The organism is Nonomuraea sp. NPDC004186 (genome assembly GCF_053603495.1).
On sequence record NZ_JBSGFQ010000075.1, the window covers coordinates 29,762 to 51,315 of the forward strand.

21 protein-coding genes are annotated in these 21,554 nt (G+C 69.6%); 11 read left to right on the top strand and 10 right to left on the bottom strand.

The features are described 5' to 3' along the window. Positions 1-362 precede the first annotated feature (362 nt). Positions 363-1,241, top strand: coding sequence for a potassium channel family protein (locus ACWEPL_RS43335; protein ID WP_452439623.1), 879 nt, complete (start codon positions 363-365; stop codon positions 1,239-1,241). A 380-nt stretch (positions 1,242-1,621) separates the two neighbouring features. Continuing rightward, a complete protein-coding gene (locus ACWEPL_RS43340; protein WP_452439624.1) occupies positions 1,622-2,332 on the top strand; it encodes a hypothetical protein in 711 nt (236 codons plus the stop codon). Between the two features lie 65 nt (positions 2,333-2,397). Here the strand turns inward: ACWEPL_RS43340 and ACWEPL_RS43345 are convergent, their stop codons facing one another. The 4 genes from ACWEPL_RS43345 to ACWEPL_RS43360 all read right to left on the bottom strand — a co-directional run bounded on the left by ACWEPL_RS43345 (position 2,398) and on the right by ACWEPL_RS43360 (position 6,390). Continuing rightward, positions 2,398-3,615: an esterase/lipase family protein gene (locus ACWEPL_RS43345; protein WP_452439625.1), complete on the bottom strand. Its 1,218-nt coding sequence runs from the start codon at positions 3,613-3,615 to the stop codon at positions 2,398-2,400. A gap of 40 nt (positions 3,616-3,655) precedes the next feature. Next, positions 3,656-3,811, bottom strand: a complete 156-nt coding sequence (locus tag ACWEPL_RS43350; RefSeq protein ID WP_452439626.1) for a hypothetical protein — start codon at positions 3,809-3,811, stop codon at positions 3,656-3,658. A gap of 155 nt (positions 3,812-3,966) precedes the next feature. Continuing rightward, positions 3,967-5,262: a Na+/H+ antiporter NhaA gene (gene nhaA / locus ACWEPL_RS43355; RefSeq protein ID WP_452439627.1), complete on the bottom strand. Its 1,296-nt coding sequence runs from the start codon at positions 5,260-5,262 to the stop codon at positions 3,967-3,969. A 93-nt stretch (positions 5,263-5,355) separates the two neighbouring features. Next, on the bottom strand, positions 5,356-6,390 hold the full coding sequence (locus tag ACWEPL_RS43360; protein ID WP_452439628.1) for a LacI family DNA-binding transcriptional regulator: 1,035 nt from the start codon (positions 6,388-6,390) through the stop codon (positions 5,356-5,358). 31 nt (positions 6,391-6,421) lie between these two features. On the opposite strand from ACWEPL_RS43360, the gene ACWEPL_RS43365 reads away from it, so the two are divergent. Further along, positions 6,422-7,651, top strand: coding sequence for an MFS transporter (locus ACWEPL_RS43365; protein ID WP_452439629.1), 1,230 nt, complete (start codon positions 6,422-6,424; stop codon positions 7,649-7,651). On the opposite strand, the gene ACWEPL_RS43370 is transcribed toward ACWEPL_RS43365, so the two are convergent. After that, complete coding sequence (locus tag ACWEPL_RS43370; RefSeq protein WP_452439630.1) at positions 7,587-8,768, bottom strand: MFS transporter; 1,182 nt, start codon at positions 8,766-8,768, stop codon at positions 7,587-7,589. The two genes, ACWEPL_RS43365 and ACWEPL_RS43370, sit on opposite strands and share 65 nt — an antisense overlap. Before the next feature lie 129 nt (positions 8,769-8,897). Here ACWEPL_RS43370 and ACWEPL_RS43375 point away from each other — a divergent pair, with 129 nt between their 5' ends. Continuing rightward, complete coding sequence (locus ACWEPL_RS43375; protein ID WP_363978710.1) at positions 8,898-9,542, top strand: TetR/AcrR family transcriptional regulator; 645 nt, start codon at positions 8,898-8,900, stop codon at positions 9,540-9,542. 35 nt (positions 9,543-9,577) lie between these two features. Here ACWEPL_RS43375 and ACWEPL_RS43380 read toward each other — a convergent pair whose 3' ends face one another. Genes ACWEPL_RS43380 through ACWEPL_RS43395 form a run of 4 tightly spaced genes read right to left on the bottom strand, consistent with a single transcriptional unit; the run spans position 9,578 to position 13,129 of the window. After that, complete coding sequence (locus ACWEPL_RS43380) at positions 9,578-10,603, bottom strand: methyltransferase (protein WP_452439631.1); 1,026 nt, start codon at positions 10,601-10,603, stop codon at positions 9,578-9,580. After that, complete coding sequence (locus ACWEPL_RS43385) at positions 10,600-11,379, bottom strand: ABC transporter permease (RefSeq protein ID WP_350724275.1); 780 nt, start codon at positions 11,377-11,379, stop codon at positions 10,600-10,602. Before ACWEPL_RS43385 ends, ACWEPL_RS43380 begins: the two co-directional genes overlap by 4 nt. Beyond that, a complete protein-coding gene (locus tag ACWEPL_RS43390) occupies positions 11,376-12,152 on the bottom strand; it encodes an ABC transporter permease (RefSeq protein WP_452439632.1) in 777 nt (258 codons plus the stop codon). The genes ACWEPL_RS43385 and ACWEPL_RS43390 overlap by 4 nt, the downstream gene beginning before the upstream one ends. Next, on the bottom strand, positions 12,149-13,129 hold the full coding sequence (locus ACWEPL_RS43395) for an ABC transporter substrate-binding protein (RefSeq protein WP_452439633.1): 981 nt from the start codon (positions 13,127-13,129) through the stop codon (positions 12,149-12,151). The genes ACWEPL_RS43390 and ACWEPL_RS43395 overlap by 4 nt, the downstream gene beginning before the upstream one ends. Positions 13,130-13,542: 413 nt before the next feature. Between ACWEPL_RS43395 and ACWEPL_RS43400 the strand changes: the two genes are divergently transcribed. The 6 genes from ACWEPL_RS43400 to ACWEPL_RS43425 all read left to right on the top strand — a co-directional run bounded on the left by ACWEPL_RS43400 (position 13,543) and on the right by ACWEPL_RS43425 (position 19,695). Next, the gene (locus ACWEPL_RS43400; protein WP_452439634.1) at positions 13,543-16,302 is read left to right on the top strand and encodes a nitrate- and nitrite sensing domain-containing protein; all 2,760 of its coding nucleotides are present in this window, start codon (positions 13,543-13,545) and stop codon (positions 16,300-16,302) included. Next, positions 16,299-16,724: a roadblock/LC7 domain-containing protein gene (locus tag ACWEPL_RS43405; RefSeq protein ID WP_350724283.1), complete on the top strand. Its 426-nt coding sequence runs from the start codon at positions 16,299-16,301 to the stop codon at positions 16,722-16,724. Before ACWEPL_RS43400 ends, ACWEPL_RS43405 begins: the two co-directional genes overlap by 4 nt. Before the next feature lie 130 nt (positions 16,725-16,854). After that, positions 16,855-17,820 carry a MarR family transcriptional regulator gene (locus ACWEPL_RS43410; RefSeq protein WP_363978695.1) on the top strand — a complete coding sequence of 322 codons (966 nt, stop codon included), beginning with the start codon at positions 16,855-16,857 and terminating at the stop codon, positions 17,818-17,820. Between the two features lie 249 nt (positions 17,821-18,069). Then, the gene (locus tag ACWEPL_RS43415) at positions 18,070-18,615 is read left to right on the top strand and encodes an RNA polymerase sigma factor (RefSeq protein WP_350724287.1); all 546 of its coding nucleotides are present in this window, start codon (positions 18,070-18,072) and stop codon (positions 18,613-18,615) included. Beyond that, entirely contained in the window at positions 18,608-18,874 is a 267-nt protein-coding gene (locus tag ACWEPL_RS43420; protein WP_350724289.1) for a hypothetical protein, read from the top strand. Before ACWEPL_RS43415 ends, ACWEPL_RS43420 begins: the two co-directional genes overlap by 8 nt. Before the next feature lie 65 nt (positions 18,875-18,939). After that, entirely contained in the window at positions 18,940-19,695 is a 756-nt protein-coding gene (locus tag ACWEPL_RS43425; protein ID WP_452439635.1) for a hypothetical protein, read from the top strand. A 96-nt stretch (positions 19,696-19,791) separates the two neighbouring features. On the opposite strand, the gene ACWEPL_RS43430 is transcribed toward ACWEPL_RS43425, so the two are convergent. Further along, positions 19,792-20,952: a pyridoxal phosphate-dependent aminotransferase gene (locus ACWEPL_RS43430; protein WP_452439636.1), complete on the bottom strand. Its 1,161-nt coding sequence runs from the start codon at positions 20,950-20,952 to the stop codon at positions 19,792-19,794. 52 nt (positions 20,953-21,004) lie between these two features. On the opposite strand from ACWEPL_RS43430, the gene ACWEPL_RS43435 reads away from it, so the two are divergent. Beyond that, positions 21,005-21,550, top strand: coding sequence for a helix-turn-helix domain-containing protein (locus tag ACWEPL_RS43435; RefSeq protein WP_452439637.1), 546 nt, complete (start codon positions 21,005-21,007; stop codon positions 21,548-21,550). Positions 21,551-21,554: the final 4 nt, after the last annotated feature.

A 21,554-nucleotide genomic window follows, 5' to 3' on the forward strand; every position in this document is an offset into this window, starting at 1 on the left:
AACTTCGCATCGGCCCGGATCCTCGCATGAGCCTATTCCGTCTCGCGAGGCTCATGGGGCATCGCGCCCGGAGGGCGGGAAGGTTGTTGCCAGGCTGTTGTTGACGCTGCGTGAAGGGCATACCACACCGACCGTGAGCTGGGGAAACGCCTGCGTCTTCGGTCCATACCCGCTGTTCGGCAGACTCGAACGTATGAGCGAGCTACGCAGCCCGACCACCTCCGATTCGGCGAGTCTGCGTTCACCCACGGTGCCCGCGGCTTAGGCTCCAAGCGCGGCCCGGCTCGGGCGGCAGATCCCCCCGGCCTTGGCTGCACGGATCGTCCAGCCGCTCCACAGGACAGCCACTGCGGGAGAGACGAATGGAGTGGTTGGTCTCGCTGCTCGGGGCCGCGCTCATCATGGCCGCCCTACGGGACCTGTTCCACACGCTCTGGCACCCCACCCGCCACGGAGGGCTGAGCCGGCTCGTCATGGCGGCGTTGTGGAAACTGGCCCGGCATCTCCGAGCGCGCAGGCGGGTTGTGGGGCTCGTCGGTCCGCTCGCCATGGCGACGGTGGTCGGCATGTGGGCCGTCACCATCATCCTGGGCTGGGCCATCGTCTACTGGCCCCACATGCCGGAGGCGTTCGCCTTCGCACCCGGTTCCGGGCTGTCGCAGGAGCCGGCACTCCTCGACTCCGTCTACCTGTCGCTCGTCATGGTCGCCACCCTCGGGCTCGGGGACATCGTGCCTGTCGCAGGCTGGCTCCGCGTGGTCTCGCCCGTCGAAGCCCTCGTCGGCTTCGTCCTGCTGACGGCCACCGTCTCCTGGGTGCTGGAGATCTATCCGACGCTGACCCGCCGGCGGGTCCTCGCGATCCGGTTGGCGCTGCTGCACCGCTCGGACCCGTCCATGCGGCAGCTCGACTGCGCTGCGGGTGCGTCATTGCTGGGAAGCCTGGCCACCGAGGTGGTGCGGGTCCGTATCGATTTCACCCAGTACGCGGAGGCCTACTACTTCCATGACGGTGAGGACCACTCGTCCCTGGCGGCCACGATCGGCCATGCCACCCGCCTCGCCCAGCGCGGGCAGGCGGCCCGACGGGCAGATGTGCGCCTGACGGCCGACCTGCTCGCCGGTGCGTTGGACGACCTCGCCACCATCCTTGACCAGCGTTTCCTCCACACGAATGGATCACCTGCGGAGGTATTCGCCGCGTACGCGGCCGACCACGGCCGCGCCCTCACCGGAGCCTGAGCGCTGCCCATCCCATCGGTACGGCGACCCGCTCGGCAACGCCTCCAGCACGGGTGTGCCGGACTCGGGGCGGTGCGGCGGGCGAATTCCGCATAAATGCAAGGGTGCCGTCACGATCCGACATGGCGCCGTGTGTCGCATCAGCCGCCTCTGTCCGCCGGGCCATAGTGGTCGAGCCAGCTGCCTCTTCAAGCGAGCGGGTCTGGACCCCGGTCTCCACCACCGGTCCGCCGAGCCACGCGTGGCCCTGAAAGGTCCGCACGACACAGGCACGACAGGGCGCGTGCGCGTCCATGAACGAGAAGGCTTCCACCACACGCATGACCAAGAGGGACCGGATCCGAGAAGCGGGCAGAAAGCCTCGGAGGCTGGCGCTCAGCGTGCCACAGATCGTGGGAAGCGCGATGGCCGCGGTCACGGCGGCGGTCGCGGCGTCGTACCTGGGCGTCGCCGGCACGGTGATCGGCGCCGCCGTGATGAGCTTGGCCAGCACGGTGGCCACCGACGTTTACACGCACTATCTCAAGCGCACCGGCGACAAGGTCAGGCAGCATGCCGTGAGCGCGTGGCACGAGCGGACAGCCGAGGCGGGTGATGGCGCGGCGCGGCGGTCCGCGCGGGCCGGGGCACTTCTGAAGGCGTTGCCGTGGGCCAAGCTGGGGGTGGCGGCCGCGCTGGTGTTCTGCGTCAGTATGGGCGGCATCCTGACCTACCAGGTGATCGTTGATCAGACGGTGGCCGACCAGGTGACCGGCAAGTCCCGGAAACGGGCCGAACCCCGCAAACCATCTTCCAAGAAGAGCAGGCACGCCGAGCCCCCGGCTCCGGCGCCGTACCGGGAGTCAGCCACCTCGACGCCGACAGGCGCGTCTCCGTCCTCCACCCCCTCCACGTCACCGACCACCCGCACCCCCACGCCGGCACCCACCCTGACGCCGAAGCCGACGCAGAGCGTGCCGGAGCCGTCCGAACCTTCCACTTCCGAAGGGACTCCCGACGTGACCAGGCAGCCCCCGGCGCCGGGTCAGGGTGGGCCTGCCGGCTCGCCCGCCGCCACGCCGCCGGGCACCGTGCACATAAAGCTCTTCTGAACGTGGCGGGGGAGGCTGCATAGGCCACTGAAGCCCCAGGGGTCCGAGAGGTCGTACGGTTCCTGTCAGCCGAGCCAGCTCGCGACCTGCGACTCGACCGCGGGGTACCAGCCGAGTTGGAGATGGTTGGCACCGGCGATCAGCGCGGTGCCGGCCACCGTACCGATGCCCACCGTGGACAGCGCACTGCTGACGAACACCACGCCGTCGCTGGGTCCCCGGTTCTCGTTGTAGATGCCCACGACGCTGGGCGACCCGCCGGCCAGCAGGTACGTCGCCACCGACGCCGGCACACCCGCCTGCTGGATGCGCGAGATCAGCGAGCCCGCGTTGATCGCGGCCTGGATGCCGGGCCCGGAGGTGTAGAAGCCCTGTCCGCCGTAGTACGTGGTGTACCAGTCCTGCTGCGTCTGGTCGATGCCGTAGGTGCCGTCGAAGCGCGCCAGCATCTGCCGCTGCCCGGGATAGCAGTCGAACCCGCCGGCGGGTACGAACGAGAACTCCGGATGGTTGGCGTAGATGCCGTAGCAGGTCATGTACGTGTGCGGCGCGGGGGAGTTGACGCTGCCGCCGCACTCCGGCCAGATCGAGAAGTCGTGCGCCCAGCCGTGAGCGAACGGATAGTCGTAGCCGGCGTTCGGGCCGCCGAGCGTGATGAGCTTGCGCACGTCGCCGGCGTACGAACGGCCCCAGCTCGGCTTGACCGACGACACGTACATCCGCGCCGACATCTCACCCTTGCTCCAGCCCACCAGATCCACAGCGGACACACCGAGCTTGGCCTTGATGATCGCGATCGCGTCGCCGACCTCCTGGGCCTGCATCAGGTTGTCGCCTTCCTTGTGCGCGAACCCGATGGCGAAGACCCGGTATCCGGCGTTCGACAGGTGCTGCATCAGGCCGGTGCTCGGGCAGCTTATGGCGCCGCAGCCGAAGCCGCCCGACTCGCCGGGATTGGCCCACGCCCGGTCCGGATTGTCGTTGGCGCCGTGGACCAGCAGCACCGGAGTGGCCTTGGGGTTGGCGTTCCAACCGGGTGCGTGGTACAGCAGGAACCGGCCGGAGAACGGCCGCTTGACGCCGCCGAAGAAGCTCAGCCGCTGGCCGTCCTGATCTCCGCGGCCGTCCGGCGGGTAGCTCTCTTGGGTGAACCCGGACGTGGTGTCCAGGTACCGCTCCACCGAGGACCAACCGTTCGCGACGTTGGCGTACGTGGCTTCCAGCGTCAGGTACGAGGGGGTCGCGGCATGGGCCGCGGTCGGTACCAGCAGTGCGGTCAGCATCACCGCGACCGTCCATAAGCAACGCATTCGGGCCTCCTGTCTACGGGATTTCGGCGACCGCGGCGGCAACGCGCGCGGCGAGCAGGATCGTGTGGTGGCCGGTGTCGTCGACGGTGCGCGCCGGCATCCGGGGGCCGGGGCATGGCGGCGAGGCCGTGGAGGCCGGCAGGGCGGGCATGACGGTCGTGTCGGGCATGAGTGCTCCCTGAGTCGGTCGGCAACCCCGAGACCGGCCGCCATCGTCACTTGAGCGCCGCGGCCGTTCCAGTGCCGCCCGCCACACCTTTGCCGCACCGGACGTGTGCGTGCGGCACATCCGCGGAGGGCAGCCAGGGTGTCGCGGGCGACGAGCTAGGGCCGCTGGTAGAGATCGGGGATCCCGTCATGGTCGGAGTCGGCGGTCTCGGATCGGTGGATGCGCCGGTAGACGCGGGCGCGCAGCCGAAGGATCACCGTGGCCAGCAGGGCCGCGGTCAGGGAACCGGCCAGGACCGCGATCTTGAACCGCGCGTCGGCCTCGCCCGTGCCGAACGCCAGCTCCCCGATCAGCAGCGACACGGTGAACCCGATGCCGCCCAGGACGGCCAGCCCGGCCATGTCGATCCAGGCCAGCCCTTCGTCCAGAGTGGCGCGGGTGAAGCGGGCCACCAGCCAGGTGGCGGCCAGGATGCCGACCGGCTTGCCGACCAGCAGCCCGGCCACGATCCCCATCGCCACGGGGTCACTCAACGCTCCTGCTGGCCCGCCAAACCCACCCAGGCCGACCCCGGCGGAGAAGAACGCGAACACGGGCACGGCCACACCGGCGGACAGCGGGCGGAACCGGTGCTCGAAATGTTCGGCCAGGCCCGGTCCCTCCGTGCCGCCCGGCGGTGTCCGGGACAGCACGGGGACGGTCAGAGCCAGCAGCACCCCGGCCACGGTGGCGTGCACCCCTGAGGCGTGCACCAGTGCCCAGCAGGCGAACGCCGGCGGCAGCAGCAGCCACCACGCACGTACCCCACGCCGTACCAGCACGGCGAAGATCGCCAGCGGCACCACAGCGGCCAGCAGCGGGAGCACCGACAGGTGCGAGGTGTAGAAGGTGGCGATGATGACGATGGCGATCAGGTCGTCCACCACCGCCAGGGTCAGCAGGAACGTGCGCAGCGCGTCCGGCAGGGAGCGGCCGATCACCGCGAGCACCGCCAGCGCGAAGGCGATGTCGGTGGCCGTCGGGATCGCCCACCCCCTGGCCGCCGTTCCGCCGGCGACCGCCAGATACACCAGTGCGGGCGCCACCACGCCGCCGACTGCCGCGGCCACCGGCACCACGGCCCGGCGCAGGTCACGCAGATCGCCGGCGACGAACTCCCGTTTCAGCTCCAGACCGGCCACGAAGAAGAAGATCGCCAGCAGCCCGTCCGCGGCCCAGGTGGCCAGGTCGAGGTTCAGGTGCAGCGCGGCAGGGCCGGCCTCGATGGCGCGCAGGTCCTGGTAGGTCTGCGCCCACGGCGAGTTGGCCCAGATCAGCGCGGTGAGCGCGGCGGCGAGCAGCAGTGCCCCGCCGATGGTTTCCTTGCGCAGGATGTCGGCGATGCGGCGCGCTTCGGGCCAGGTGCTCCGGTTGAACAGGCGGGGAACGCGCGTGGCGCTGGTGCCGGGCATGGAACTCCGCTCCTTCGGCAGGGGTCGGGTCGCTCACTTGCCGACCAGACTTCCCGGCACACCTATAAATAAGGTATCAGGACACGTAAAGAGCTACATAACGGACTCTCGTCCGGTTCGGATGGTCCACGGGATCTCCTGGTCGTTCGGGTGGCCGGGGTTGAGTGCCAGCTGCGCGCAGCGGCGGCCCTGGTCTCGCAGCGGGTTGGTGACGGACGTGATGCCGAGCCGGCGGCCGGCCGGCGAGGCATCCCAGCCGAGGTAGGCAGCCTCCGGGTGAGTCTCCTGGAGGGCCTGGTGGGCTCCCAGGACGAGTTCGTCGCTCATGGCGATGATGAGCGCGGTGGGGGTGAGCTGGGGGGCGAGTTCTCGTGCCGCGACGAGGCCGTCCTGTTGGGTGTTGCGGGCCACGACGGCGATCGGCGTGCTCGTCCAGTCGAGCCCGGCCTGTTCGATGGCGGTGCGGTAGCCACGCAGGCGGGCGTCGGTGACGGGAAACGGGGCGCGTGGCGGCAGATCGGCGCCGGTCGTCACCATGTGCTCGCGGTCGCGATCGAGCGGGAACGAGATCACGACGGGCGTACGGCTTTCACGGAGTCCCAGGGAGGCGACCGCGAGCGCGGCCCGGTAGTCGTCCTGGGTGACGCACGCGATCCCCTGGCGTGGTGGGCCGCCCTGGATGACAGCGGGCCGGGGGTCGTCGGCGACTGCCGCCAGCACCGGGTCGTCCTCTGCGGTGGTCCACAGCACGAAGCCGTCGACCGCCGCGGACAGCACGCGATCGGCGTCGGCGGCATCGCCCCGCGTGGGGATGAACGTGAGGCCCCGGCCTTCCTCGACGCAGACCTCCGCGACCCCGGCCAGGAACTGCGCTGCTTGGGGATCGTCGAAGGCGTACGCCAGATGCTCGCTGAAGACCACCCCGATCTGATGCGTTCGACCGGATTTCAGCGCGCGGCCGACGGCGTCGGGGTGATATCCCAGCTCGTCGGCGGCGCGGTGCACGCGTTCGCGGGTGTCGGTCGCGACCCGGGCAGGCCGGGTGAAGGCGTAGGAGGCGGTCATGGGTGACACCCCGGCACGAGCCGCCACATCTTTCAGTGTCACGCGTCTGCGGTCGGTTGGCACGGTGCCATTCTAGTTGTGTAGCGTTACACAGGTGTCCACAGTGATCGCTCGCTCCGCGGGCATGTTTCGCGCGGCGCCGTTCCTCGGCTTCGCAGGGTTCGGCGCCTTCTGGGGTGTGTGGGGTGCCAGTTTGCCCCTGCTGCGAGACCAGGCCGGTGTGAGCGATGCGGGGTTCGGCGTCGTACTGCTCTTCATCGCCGCCGGAGCTCTGCCCGCCATGCTGCTGGCCGGGCGGCTCGTCGACGCGCTCGGTCTGCGTGTCACCGGAGTACTGCTCGCGCTGCTGGGTGTCATGGGTGTCGTGCTCTCCGCCGCCGCGGTGAACTATGCCGCGTTGTGCGCCGGCATCCTGTTGATGGGAGCCTGCTCGGGAGCGGCCGATGTGGCGCTCAACACGCTGGCGGCGACGGTCGAGAAGCGAACCGGACGTCCCGTCGTGACCCGTTCGCACGCGGCGTTCTCCGCCACGGTCGCGCTCTCGAGCCTGGCCACCGGTGCACTCACCGCGATCGCGGACAGCCTGCTGGCGAACTTCGCCGCGGGCGCGGTGGTGGTCGTGGCGCTCGGTCTGGCCGTCGTCATCGCGACGCGACCGGCCCCTGCTGATGACGACGCCGCCGCACCTGAGGGCGCCGCCACGCGTCCTGGTCGCATGTCGGGGTGGATCGCGCTGGTCATGGTCGGGGCGATCGGCGCGTTCGCGTTCGCGGCGGAGAACGCCTACCAGTCCTGGAGCGCCGTCCTGCTGACCGACGCGTTCACCGCCTCGCCGGCGCTGGCCGCCGTCGCGCCGGCGGCGTTCGCCACCACGGCGGCACTGACCCGTTTCGCCACCGGTACGGTCACGCTGCGCCGCCCGATCGCCACGCTGGTCGTGGCAAGCGCGATCGCCACGGCCGGTGGCGTGCTGACGGCGTTCGCGGCCACGCTGCCGCTCGCCCTGGGAGGCGTCATCGCCGCCGCCGTCGGCACCTCGGCGCTCTTTCCCACCCTGCTGTCCTACGGGCTCCGGCCCGTTCCCGACGGGTCACGAGGACGGGCCACGTCCGCCATCTCCACGGTTGCCTATCTCGGCTACCTCGCGGGCCCGGCGTACTTCGGGCTGCTCGCCGATGCCACCGGGGTGCAGAGGACGTTCCTCGGTATCGCCGCGCTGACCGCCGTGGTGCTGGCGGCGATCCCGGCGCTGCCGGCGCTCAAGCGAGCAGGAGGATGGCCAGCGCGGGGCCGAAGGCGCCGCCGAGCTGGTAGCACAGGGTGAGCAGGCTCACGGCGGTGGCCCGGTGCTCGTCCGGTACGACGGCGCCGACGCGGGGCGCGTACCAGGCCATCGCCGCTGTGGCCGCGAACACCGCGAACGCTGTGGACGCCGCGACGAGCACCGGCCACGGGGCGATCGACGGCAGGGCGACGGCCGTGGCGCCCGCGGTCAGCAGGACGGATCGGGTGACGGCGGGACCGAGCCGAGCGGCCCGCCGGGTGAACGACAGCGAGGCGATGGAGCCGGTGGCCAGCATGATGAGCGTCACCAGCCCGATCCGCCCGGTCGTCCAGTGGTGTTCCAGCAGCCGGGGCACGGTGTAGAGCAGGGCGAAGTAGGAGGTGGACAGCGTGCTCGCCACCGCTGCCGCGGTCACGAACGCCCGGGAGCGGATCACCGGATGAGGGATGAACCCGGCAGGCTTCTTGCGGACGTGCAGGGTCAGCAGCAGGCCCGCGACGGCCGAGGCGGCAACGGCCACCAGCTCCAGGCGCGGGATCAGGACGAATGTGCTGACCAGCGTCATCACGAGCAGGATCCCGATGGTGTCGGTACGGGTGGCGGCGGCTTGGTGGTGGTGCACGGGGGCGTGGCGTAGGACGGCGGGGACGGCCAGCAGCGCCGGCAGGGACAGCAGCAGCGGCAGCCGCCAGGAGATCCCCGACAGGGTGGAGCCGGCCGGCGGGCCGAACGCGCCGATCAGGCCGACCCCGGCGGTGACGGCGCCTGCTCGCGAGGCGGTCCCGGCCAGGGAGATGGCGATGGTGACCAGGCCCCCTCCGCCGGCGGCCTGGGCGGCGCGTCCGGCCAGCAGCATCGGCAGCGTCGGTGCGCCGGCCACCAGGAGTGTGCCGAGGAGTACGAGGGCGCTGTTGACGAGTGTGGCGGCGCGGATGCCGCGGGTGCGCAGCAGCGCGGCGGTGAGCGGGGCTCCGAGGACTCCGCCCCAGCCGAACGCCGTGGCGGCCCAGGTGGCGTCGGCCGCCGAGACGCCCAGGGCTCGGGCCAGATCGGGGATGGCGGTGGTGGTGCTGTTGGCGCTGAGTGAGGTCGGCGTGGCCAGGAGTGCGAGGTACCGGACTGCGATTTGTCCCTTGTGTAGGGGTTCGGCGATCACACGGCCCAAAGTACACCAGATAGTTTCCTAATGACACTGATTGGTATACTTTGACTGGCCCGCAAGGCCCCACCGGCGCGCGGGTCGCCCCTACACTGCATCGAGGAGTTTCCAGCCGGAAGGACGCTGATGACCCTGCGCCAGGCCGAGCCGTACGGCCGACCGGAGAAGCGTCAGGCGATCACCCGGGCCGCCCGCCGCGTGTTCGGCCGCGACGGCTACACCCGGGCCGGCATGGACGCGATCGCCGCCGAGGCGGGGGTGTCCAAACGGACGATCTACCGGCACTTCGCCGACAAGGAGCAGTTGTTCCTGACCGTCGCGCTGGAGGGCGCCGACGAGGTCACCGCCGCGATCGCGCAGATCATGGACCGGCACCTGCACAAGATCGTGGATCTGGAGCGGGACCTCATCGACTTCTCCCTCGACAGGGTCGCCGCGGTCACCGCCTTCCCTGACCACTTCGCCCTGGTACGGGCCATCGAGGCGGAGGCGGCCCACATCCCGCCGCCGATCCTCCAGGCGTGGATCGCGGCCGGACCGCAGACCGGGCACCTGCGCCTCGCCCCGTACCTGCGCCAGATCGCCGAGCGCGGCCTGCTGCGGATCGACGACGCCGACCTCGCCGCCGCCCACCTCACCCTGCTGACCATCACCGACGTGAACCAGCGGACGTTCTACGGCGCCGTCCCCCTACCCCAGGAGGAGGTCGACCGGCTCGTCACCGCGGGCGTGCGGGCCTTCCTCCGTAGCTACGCTCCCTCCTCCGCGTAGCACAAACCCTGAGGCGCCACCCGATGCGGACCGGGTCAGATGGGCTTGGCCTCGAGGAGGCTTGCTCCCGCGCCCAACTCCACAACCTCTCCCAGTTCCAGATCGGCCGAGGCGAAGAGCTGCGCGTACTCCTGTCGGCTCCGTTCCGAGCCGCCGTTGAAGATGGCCAGCATCCGCAGGTCCAGGTCCTTGCCCAGATGCGGCTCAGCGTCGTCGGGCAGCACCACTTCCAGGATCAGCACGCGCCCGCCGGGTTTCATGGCGTGCCGGACATTTCGCAGAATGCGCACAGCGTCGTCGTCGCCCCAATTGTGCAGGACGCTGGCAAGCAGGTAGACGTCCCCTCCCGAGGGCACCGAGTCGAAGAAGTTCCCGGCCACCACCTCGCACCGATCAGCCAGGTTCTCGGCGGCCAGCACGTCCCCGGCATGGGCCACCACGTGGTCGAGATCGAGGAGGATGCCCCGCATGCCGGGGTTGGCGCGCAAGACCGTGGCCAGGATCGAGCCGCTGCCTCCGGCGACGTCGACCATGGTGCCGACGCCGGTGAAGTCATAACGCGTGACCAGGCCCCGCGTGAAGGCGTCGGCCCTGGCGGTCATGTAGTCGTCGAAGATGTGGCTGATGTCGGGATGGCGGGCCAGGTGCTCGTAGAGCTCTCCATACCTGGTGACGAACGCGGAGCTGCCCTCGCGTACTGTGTCCGGCAGTTTGCCCATGGCGTACCAGAAGCTCTCCTCGCCCAGCATGCGCATGGAGGAGCGGATCGAGCCGGGGATGTCCGAGCGGAGCGCCGAGCCCTCCTCGGTGAGGGCGTATCGGTCGGCGCCGGACGGACGGACGACTCCGATGCCCGCCAGCTCGCGCAGGACCCGGCGGAGCGAGGGAGCGTGCGCCCCGCACCGTGCGGCGAGCTCTTCGGTGTCGAGCGGCCCATGCGCGAGCTGATCGGCCACGCCGAGCTCCGCCATGGTCAAGAGTGCAGCGAATCGGGAGATACCGGAGACCGCTTCCCAGAGGAGCTTGTCGGATGACGGCATGTGTCCTTTTCCAGAAGTCATGGCGTACGGTTCGCCTGCCTGTGCCAGATCAGCAGCCGGCGCTCCGCGAGCACGAACAGCGCGTTGACGATATAACCGAGAATGCCCAGCAGGGCGATCGTCGCCCAGACGCCGGGTGTGTCGAAGCTCCGTTGCGCCACCAGCAGTTGGTAGCCGATGCCGTTCGTGCTGCCGAACACCTCGGAGATCACCATGAGGATCAGCGCGAGGGACAGGCTCAGTCGCAGGCCCGCGAAGATCTTGGGCGAGGCGGCGGGGATGACGATCCGGTGCAGCCGCTGCGGTCTCGACAGTCCGAAGACCGTGGCGGTCTCGGTGTAGGTGCGGTCGACGTTTCTGGCTCCGTCGATCGAATTGAGCAGTACGGGCCAGATCACGCCGGAGACGATCGCGGCGAGCTGCATGGCCAGGCCGGCCTGGAACAGCGCCAGGAACAGCGGCAGCAGCAGGGGCGGCGGAACGGCACGGCCGAATTCGATCAGCGCGTCCACGTAGTCGGCCGCGACCCGCGAGCGCCCCAGTGCCACGCCGGCCACCACTCCGATGAACGCGGCCAGCAACCAGCCGGAGAACATGCGTCCCATGCTGGGCAGGATGTTGTCCACGGCGTCGTCGGTGAGGAACAGGCGCGCGGCCGGGCCTGAGAACCACAGCTCGTGCATGCGGGCGACGATGCTCGTGGGCGGTGGGAAGTCGGTGTCTCCGAGCCGTCGCGTGACGAGCTCCCAGGCGGCGATGACAGGGAGGATCACCAGGACCCCGGCAAGTGATCTCACGTCTGCGCCGCACCCGTCCGCGCCAGGTGCCAGCCGAACAGACGGCGCTCGGCCGCCCGCAGCGAGGCGTTGGCCAGCAGGCCGAACATGCCGGCCCACAGCGTGGCCGCCATGACGAGGTCGGTCCTGTTTGCGCTGCCCGCCTGGATGGCGAAGACGCCCAGGCCCGCGGTTCCACCGGCGAACAGCTCGGCGCTGACGGCGATGATCAGCGCGACCCCGGAGGCGATCCGGACGCCGGTCGCGACGAAAGGCGCGGCGCTGGGCAGGCTCACTCTGCCGAGCACGGCCACCGGCCCGAATCCGAAGCTACGCAGCGAATCCTTCGCCAGCGGGTCGACGTCGTGCATGCCGTACAACGTGTTGAACAGGATCGGCCAGACGGACGCGTACACGATGACGCCGACCTTCATCAGGCCGTCCACCGGGATCAGCAGGATCGCCAGCGGGATGACCGCGACCGAGGGAATGGGCCGCAGAAACTCCAGTACGGGCCGGGCGGCGCGCTCCAACGGGGCCAGCGCGCCGAGCAGGACGCCTGCCGGGACCGCCACCGCCACCGCCACCAGCAGGCCGAGTGCCCAGTTCGTGAGCGTCGTGAGCGCTCCCAGCAGGAACTCTCCGTCGACCACCAGCCGCACGGCCTCCATCAGGATGACGGAGGGCGCGGGGAAGATCACGCCGTCGCCCAGCCCGAACCGGATCACCAGCTCTCCCGCGACGAGGAACGCCGCAACGCCGGCGACGCTGCGGAATGACCGCGAATGACTCATCCGTCCGACGGCGTCGCGATGACCGACTTCACGTCGATCGGACTCTCGAGGTACTTGTACTCAAGCATGAGGTCGGCGACTTTTTGCAGCCTGTTGGCGCTCAGCGCGCTCGGGAAGGTGCCCAGGGTGATGACCGAAGCGGTCTTCGCATCGATCTTCGTGTACTTGGGCAGGATCGCCTCGATCTCCTTACGGTCGTTCGACGCGAGTTCCTGCGCCTTGGCGATGGCTCGCTGAAAGGCGGCCAGCGTCTTCGGGTTCTTTTTGACCCAGTCGTCGGAGGCCATCCAGCCTGCGATCGGCAGGTCCTCGGTCTGCCCCGTCATGGTGTCGGCGATCTTGCGGAAGCCCAGCTTGCTCTGGTTGGCGGTGATGAACGGCTCGGTGATCCAGGCGGCGTCGGCCTGTCCGGCCTGGAGCGCGTTGCCCATGTCGGGGAAGGGCTTCTCGGCGAATTTGACGTCGTTCTCGGTGAGACCGGCCACCTTCAGCTGGGTCGTGACGGCCAACGTGGCGATGTTCCGGAAGTTGTTGACCAGGACGGTCTTGTCCTTGAGATCCGCGACGGTCTTGATCGGCGAATCCTTCGGGACCATGATGTTGTAGGTGTTCGGGCCGGCCTGGTACATGTCCGCGACGAGCTTGAACTTCTCGCCCTTGCTCACCGCCAGGAAGGTCGAGACGTAGTTGGTCTGGGTGATGTCCAGCTGACCGCTCTTGATCTGCGGAAGGGCCGCGGCGCCGCCGACGATGGCGACCGGCTCGACCGTCAGGCCCTCTTGTTTGAAAAAGCCCTTGTTGATGGCGATGTAGAGGGAGACGGGGTCGGGAATCGGCATGGCGCCGACCCTGATGGTGGCCTTCTCCAGGCCGTTGCCGCCCGAGCCGGCCGACTGGCCGTTTCCGCCGCAGCCGGTGAATAACAGAGTGGCGGTAACGCCGAGCACGAGAGTGCGACGGCGCACTTTGCAGGTCATTTGAGGTTCTCCTAACACAGGAAGCCTCCGGTGATCGGCACCGGGGCACCGAGCGTGAAGATTACCGAAGGCGAGATCGATGCTGAAGCGCGACGGATGACGTTTCTCTTGGATTTCTCTGCAAATGAATTGCGTCACCAGCGCTAACAGCGGGTGCGGCGCCGAATGATCCGATGCTCCTGGGATCGAACTGCCGAGTTACTGTGTGTGATGTTTGCAGAGACGTGCAAATGTTGATTTATCTAGTACCTTGATTGGCGTTGGCCAGCTAATGGGGTTTGTGGTCGAATTGCGCCGGAGCTTGCCCGTGCTCGGTCAGTGGCGCCGGAGCTTGCCCGCGTTCAGTCAGCGACGTGGCTGAAGTCTCCCGAGGCAGGCCGTCCGGGGGACGCTTGCCATCGGTAAGGACAAAGATGACCCAAGTTGGTCGTGCCGGCGTTCCCGTTCTGCAGGAACGGTTCGTGGCCGACGAGAAGTCACCGGAGCAGGCGTCGGTGGAGCAGGTTCCCGCTCATGGGAACCCGATGGCGTTGCGGAACTGGCGGGTGCGAACCCGCCTCATCACGCTTATCGCCATTCCGACCCTGGTGGCCGTGGTCCTGGGCGCGCTGCGGGTCGGCATATCGATCAGCAGCGCGGAGCAGAATCAGCGCATCAGCAATGTGGGCTCCTTGGTGACGCAGCTCGGCGAGCTGTCCCGCGAAATGGCACTCGAGCGAGACCTTTCCGCGTACTATGTCGCCTCCGACAGGGCATCGGCGCAGCTGGAGCGGCTCACGGCCCAGCGGCGGATCGTCGATTCCAGCGTGCAGCGTACGAGCGCGACGGCCGCGGAGGTCGAGGACTCGCTGTCCGATCTCGGTCGCAGGAAGCTGGCCCTCGTCCGCATCAGGCTGACCCAGCTCGCCTCGCTGCGTGCCACCGTGTCCGGGCAGAACGCGCAGCTGCCGCCGCTCCCGACGATGGAGAAGTACTCCGAGGTCATCGCGGAGATGCTGCAACTGTACGACGAGGTGGGGCAGGGCTCGACGGACGAGCAGCTGATCTCCACCAGCGCCGCGCTGCGAGCCGTCGCCCGATCGGAGGAGGAGGCCGCCAAGCTGCGAGGGCTGCTGACGATCGCGCTTGTCAAAGGGTCGTTCGAAGAGCCCGAGCGCAAGGCTTTTCTCGACGCCCGCTCCAACCGCGAGAGCGAACGCGCCTCATTTCGCGCCGTGGCCACGCTGGCGCAGCGGCAGTTCCACGACAACACGGTCGCCAGCGTGGAGGTCGGCCGGGGCGAGTTCTACATCAACAGGGCCGTGTTCCTCGCCAATGCCGGCCTGCCCCTGCGGCGGCTCGACACCTCGACTTCCAACGACGTCACCCTGTGGTTCAACGCCATCAGCGACACCGTCGACCGGCTGCACACCGTTCAGCGGGCGTTGCTGGAGCAGGTCGGCACCCGAAGCGCCGACATTCAGTCCAGCGACCGGTCCGCGGCCACGCTCAACATCATCATCCTCGCCGTGCTGCTGCTCCTGGTCCTCGCCATCACCGCGGTCATGGCCCGCTCGCTCGTCCGGCCGCTCAGGCGGTTGCGCGGGGACGCGCTCATGATCGCCAGCCAGCGGCTCCCCGAGCTCGTGCGGCAGCTGCGCAACAGCGAGGTCGACACGAAGGCGATACACGTGCCGCCGATCGCCATCTCCTCCAAGGACGAGATCGGCGAGGTGGCGCGGGCGTTCGACGAGGTCCACCGTGAGGCGGTCCGGCTGGCGGGCGAGGAGGCCCGCCTGCGTGCCAACGTCAACGCGATGTTCGTGAACCTGTCGCGCCGCAGCCAGACGCTGGTGGAGCGGCAGATCACCCTGATCGACGGGCTGGAGCAGGGCGAGCAGGACGAGCAGCGGCTCGGCAACCTGTTCAGGCTGGACCACCTGGCCACCCGTATGCGGCGTAACAGCGAGAACCTGCTGGTTCTCGCCGGCCAGGAGACGCCCCGCCGCTGGAGCAAGCCCGTCAAGCTGGTCGACGTCGCCCGCGCCTCGCTGTCGGAGGTCGAGAACTACGAGCGGGTCATCCTCCAGGTGCCCGACGGCGTCGCGGTGGCCGGCCAGGCCGTCAACGACATCATTCACCTGCTCGCCGAGCTTGTGGAGAACGCGTTGTCGTTCTCGCCGCAGGAGACCCAGGTGACGGTGTCGGGCAGCAGGATCGACGGGGGCGGCATGATGCTGTCGATCACCGACTCCGGCATCGGCATGACCCCGGACGAGCTCACCATCGCCAACGACCGCCTCATCGACGCGCCCACCGTGGACGTGTCGGTGTCGCGGCGCATGGGCCTGTTCGTGGTCGCGCGGCTGGCCCACCGACACGGCGTCCGGGTGCAGTTGCGCCCGCACGAATCCGGGGGGCTCACCGCGATGATCCTCATGCCCGAGGCGATGCTCGCCGCGCAGGCGCCCAGCTATCCCGGCGGCTCCGCCGAGGCTGTCCCCACCCCACCGCAGTGGGGCTCGTTCCAGATGGGTCCGGCCCATCCTTCGTACCCGTCCCACCCGTCCCACCCGTCCGGCGCCTGGCTCACGCCGTCGGAGAGGCCGGGGGGATCCGGCGGCTGGCCGTCCTCCGACACCGGCTCGTACGCCACCGCCGACCCGTGGGCGCCGCCGAGGAGACCGTACGACCCGCCGAGCCAGGAAACGCTCTTCCCCAGGCGTCCCAACCTGGGCCTGCGCGGCGGCATGGACGACGCGCCGCAGCGGCCGTCCGGTTATGACTTCCCCGACACGGCGTCGGCGTCCACCGGTCCCATTCCGGCCGCCAAAGCAGCCTCGGACGAGTATCTGCCGATCTACGCCTCGATCGAGTCGGCGTGGTTCGAGCAGGGAGTCAGCTGGGGGGCGGCCGACGCCGGATGGAACGCCGCCAAAGCCGCCGCCGTGGAGCCGGTGCGCGACGGCGAGACCGCGACCGGGCTGCCCAAGCGGGTGCCCAAGGCCAACCTGGTGCCGGGCTCGGCCACCACGGCCTCCACGCCCCAAGATGTCCCGCCGATGCCGTCCGTCTCGGCGGACCGGGTACGCAGCCGCCTGTCCAGCTTCCAGCAGGGCTACCGGTCCGCTCGCGACGACATCAGCATGGGCAGGGCCGCCCCTGACCCGAAGCACAGAGGACAGGGCGCATGAACGACGTGAGCTACATGGCGTACGAGGTCGACTGGCTGATCAGCGAATTCGTCGGCATCGTTCCAGGAGTCGTCCACGTCGTCCTCTTCTCCGCCGACGGTCTGCCGTTGGCGACGTCCTCGGGCTTCCCCGTCGACCGGGCCGGCCGGCTGGCCGCGATCACCTCTGGGCTGGTCGGCCTGTCGGTGGCCGCGGCCTGCGCCCTCGACGGGGGTGGGGTCGTTCAGAGCATGGTGGAGATGGCGAACGGCATGATGCTGACCACCATGTCGATCGGCGAAAGCGCTTGCCTGGCCGTGCTCTCCGAGCCCGACTGCGACGCGGCGCTTGTCGCGTACCACATGACGCTCATGGCGGACCGTGCGGGTCAGGTGCTGACTCCCGCCGTACGCGAACATCTGCGCGCCAGCCAGATCAGGTGATGCGGACGTGTGATTAGGACGCGGGCGATCACCGCTTTCCGGTATCCCGGCCGACCGCTGAAGCAAGTTTGTATGCGCCACCGTGAGACGCTGCTTCCTATTTGCCGAAGCTCGAGAGGAAGAGTTACCAATGCGCACGCGCCTGGTCATTGAGCGACTTGATCGGGTACCCGTGACCGTGACGATGGTCCCCGGATTGTCCATGCTCGCGCTGATCTGCGATGCGCTCGCGGGCCGGGACAGGGGTGCCCCCGAACGATGGCGGCAACTGGTGCGCTCTGCCGCGGTGGCACCCGACGGAATGGTGGTGGATTCGCTCTCGGCACCCGGTTACACCATATTTCCCGATGTCGCGTTCCCCGGAGACTTCAGCCGAGATCTGGACGTTCCCACGCAGCTCGAAATGCTTCGCGATCTGTCGCCCGACGCGTTACAAACAGAGCTGGACTCCATCACCGACGGGAGACCGCCGCCCCACTGGCAGCCCGCGATGAAGCACCCTCGCCGTTGGCTGCACGGATTTGCCGACCTGCTGGGGCAGGCATGGTCCGCCATGTATCCGGAATGGCAGCAGACCCGCGCGCTGTTCGATCGCGAAGTCGAGCGGATCGCCGTGGCCAGCGCCCGAGGAGCACTCGATGTCGTGCTCAATGACGTGCACGCAGACTGCACTTTCAGTGAGGGCGCGCTGAGCGTCCCCGACTATGGTCCCGACGAGTTCTCCATCGAGTCCAGGGGCCTGGTGCTGATCCCCATGCTCGCCGGGCCGGACGCGCTCATTGTCCGTTTCGACGGTCCGGACGCCGTCTGGATCGGCTATCCCCCGCCGTACCTGACGGCGCCCCGGCCGAAGGACACCGAGGAGCAGCTCCAGTTCCTCTTCGGCGACGCACGGGCGACCATCCTGGCCAGCGTCGACCAGCCGATGTCGATGGGCGTTCTGGCCAGGCGCATCAAATGCCACCCCAGCGTGATCACCTACCACTGCAAGCGCCTCGAATCGGCGGGGCTGGTCACCCGGCGGCGCGACGGCAGGGAGATCTACGTCCACCTGACCAGGCGCGGCGCGGCCCTTCTCGATCTCTTCACCTCCTGACCCCGGATCGACGGCGTCGACACCGCGGCCTCGGTCCCGGCCCACCGCCTGCGTGGCCGCCCCGGCACGAACCCGCACCATCGATGTCGCGCGTGGCGGGTGAATCCTCTGGCGGGTCCGGCGCCTCTCATATGCGTTCCGTCACCGACGAAGGAGAGGTTGTCGTGATCGTTGCTGTGGGAGTCGCGGTCGCCGTCGTACTCATCTGCACCTGTAGCGTGGTCGTGCTGCGGCGGAGGAGGCGTACGCGTGGCTGAGACGACGACCTGGCCGGACGAGGCGGTGATCGCGGCGGCCCGCGACGGCGACGCCGAGTCGATCGCCGCGCTGGTGTCGGGCGCGCACCCGCACGTGCGGCGCTTCGCGCGCCACCTGTGCGCCACGCCGGAGGACGCCGAGGACGCGGCGCAGGAGGCGTTGATCGTCCTCTATCGCAAGATCGGTACGCTGCGCGCCACCGGCGCCCTGGTGTCGTGGATGTTCCGGATCATCCGCAACGAATGCGTACGCCGGGCCAGGCTGGCGCTGCGGCCACCGCCTCCCCTCCACGGCGCCGCCATGCGGTCCGCGGAGGAAGAGGTGTTCGAGCGGCTGGAGGCGGCGCGGGTGGCGGCGGCCATCGCGGCGCTGCCGGCCGACCAGCGGCAGGTGCTGATCATGCGGGACGTCCAGGGCCTCAGCGGCCGGATGACCGCCGACGCGCTGGGCCTGAGCGTGGCGGCGATGAAGTCGCGCCTGCACCGCGCCCGCGCGGCCGTGCAGGACCGGCTGGGCGAGGGGGTGTGCGATGACTGACGGACACGAGTTCGCCAGCGCTTCGCTGCCCCGGCATCTGGCGCGTGGCGTGGTGGGGTTCGGGGCGTTGATCGGCTCGGTCGCGCTGATCCCGGTGATCGGGCCGGTCAGCCTGGTGCTGGCGCCGGTGGCGCTCCTGGCCTTCCGCGGGTGCCCGACGTGCTGGCTGATCGGCCTGGCGCAGACCGTCTCGATGGGACGATTGCGGCGGTCGTGTACGGACGGCGTGTGCGAGCTGCACGTTGCCAAGCGGACGTAGCCGGCCCTTCCGGGAGATCGGGGGAATCGCCCCGAGGCGTCGGCAATGATCGATAACGTGCCGGGATGAGTGATGCGTTTCCTCGGCACGTGCTGTGCGTGCTCGGCGCCGGGCTGGATCTTTCGGAGATCGAGCGGACTGCGGCCGGCTTCGGCGGTTTCGTCCTCGACCGCGAATACTCCGAGGCCGAACCCGACCCTCGGATGCCGGAGGCGTTCGAGGCCAGTATGGCGGCGGCCTCGTTCGACGAGGCGGACTGGGCCGCAGTGGAGTCCCACGACACCGTCGGCTACCTGCTGTCCGCTCCCATGATGCGGGAGCTGGCGTTCGACACCTCCCGGCGGCTGCTGGCGGTGACGGCCGCGCTGCTGCGGTCCGGAGCCACGGCGGTGAAGAACGAGAGCAGCGGGATCGCGCACGGCCGGGACCGCTGGCTCGCGCTGGCCGGTCGAGCGGCCGACGCCACGGACGAGGCCCTGGCCGACGCGCTGGTCAGCGCCTGGGTGCAGCGACCGCTCCACGACGGTCAGGTGCTCTACAGCTGCGGCATGCACCTGCTCGGCGCGCCCGATGTGGAGATCGAGGTCGGTGCGGAGCTTCCGACGGAGGACAGGCTGGCCGAGCTCGTCGCGCACCTGGACACGCTCGCCATCTACCTGCTGACCGATCCGCGCGCGGAGGACATCGAGGACGGCGCCGGGTTCCGGATGGCCGAGGACGCTCCGCGCTGGTTGCTGCGCACCGGCGCGTGCGACCGCTATGACGAGGACGATCTGTTCTTCAACCCGTACGGATACATCCGGCTGACTCACGCCGACTGACGGACGCTCGATGAGGTCACCCACGGCTCCGCCGGACGGCTACGAACAGCCCTCCGGCGACGTAGCAGCCGGGACAGCGGCGCAAACGTCCATGGTTCAGCCGACGGCCAGGCGGAAGCGGTCGCCGAGATCGACGAGGCGTTCGACGGGTTCGTTGGCGAACACGAGCCGCAGGTAGTGCCCCCCGCTGGGGCCCCAGCCGTCCATGGGGGTGGCCGCGACCTTTGCCCGGTCGAACAGGCGCCGGGACAGTTCGGCGGGGGTCAGCTCCAGGGGTCTGGTGTCGATGAGGAGCGACCACCCGCCGTGCGGCCGGACGACCGGGTACGCGGCGAGCCGGCGCAGGACCGTCTCGCAGCGCCGTTGCCACTCGGCCGTGGCGGCGGCGACGTCGGCATCGGCGTCGGGCGCGTCCAGCGCGGCGGCCACGGCGTCCTGCCCCAGGCCGACCTGGCAGACGACGTTGGTCAGGCCCACCAGGCGGATGTCGGCGACGATGTCGGCGGGGCCGGTCACCCAGCCGACGCGCCAGCCGATGAGCCGCAGCTCCTTGGAGGCCGAACCGACGGTGATGGTGCGTCGTGCCAGGCCCTCGTGGGCCGCCGGGTGGCTGGGAGGGCGGCCGTCGAAGCGGATGCGTTCCATGGCCGCGTCGTAGATCAACCAGGCGTCGTGGCGTTCGCAGGCGTCGGCGAGGGCGGACCAGTGGCGCTCGTCCAGGACGAGGCCGGTCGGCATCGCCGGCCCCATCATCAGGACCGCCGCCGTGCCGGGTCCGACGGCGTCGGCTAGTCGTTCGGGGTCGACGGTCCAGCCGTCCGCGGTGGGCTGCGCGGGGACGAAGCGGGGGACGCCGCCCGCGAGCCGGACCCGGTTGACCAGGCCGGCGTATATGGGGTCGCACAGCACGACCTCCTGCCCGGGCTCGACGGTCGCCAGCAGCGTGTTGAGGATGCCGTTGAGCCCGCCGGCCACGCTGACACATTCGGTGTCGGCGTCGTAGACGTGCCCGGAGATGCGCCCGACGTGCGCCGCGGCGGCCGCGCGAAGCGAGCGGCGCCCCTGGAAGGGCAGATAGCTGTTGGCCGCGTCGTCGTCGACGGCGGCATGCGTGGCGGCGATGGCGACGGCGGGCGGCCGCAGGTCGGTGTCGAGGTTCTCCAGCCGCAGGAACTCCGGGTCGCCCACGGCGTCGGCCGCGTCGCCGACGGCGTCCACGCCGATGCCCGGGATGTCGCGCAGCCGCGTCACCGTCATCTCGCCTCCAAAACCATTCTATTGGTACGTCCATACCACTATGCTGATACGCATGGAGCTCGCGCAAGTGGTGGGGACGAACGTGCACCGGCTGCGTACGGCGGCCGGGATATCGCTGGCCGACCTGGCGTCCGCCGGCGGCATCAGCAAGACCACGCTGCACGGCATCGAGCAGGGCCAGGGCAACCCGACCCTGAGCACCCTGTGGGCCCTGGCCACCGCGCTGAAGGCGTCCCTCGGCGAATTGCTGGAAGCGCCCGCCTCGACGGTCGAGGTGGTACGCGCCGACGACCGGCGGCCACGGGTCGAGGGCGACGCGGTCAGCGCGCGTCTCCTGCACCGCATCAGGGTGCGCGGCACCGTGGAGGTCTACGACATCGCCGTCGCCGAGAGCACCCAGCACTCCGACGCCCACCTGCCCGGCGTCGAGGAGTGCCTCGTGCTCACCCACGGAAGCGTCACCACGGGACCCGCTGATTCCCTCACCGACCTGGCCGAAGGCGATTCCATCCGGTTCGACGCCGCTCACCCGCACCTGTACCGAGGCCACACCCCGGACAATCGTGCCGTACTTCTCATGGTCCACCCGGAGGGCTGACCCG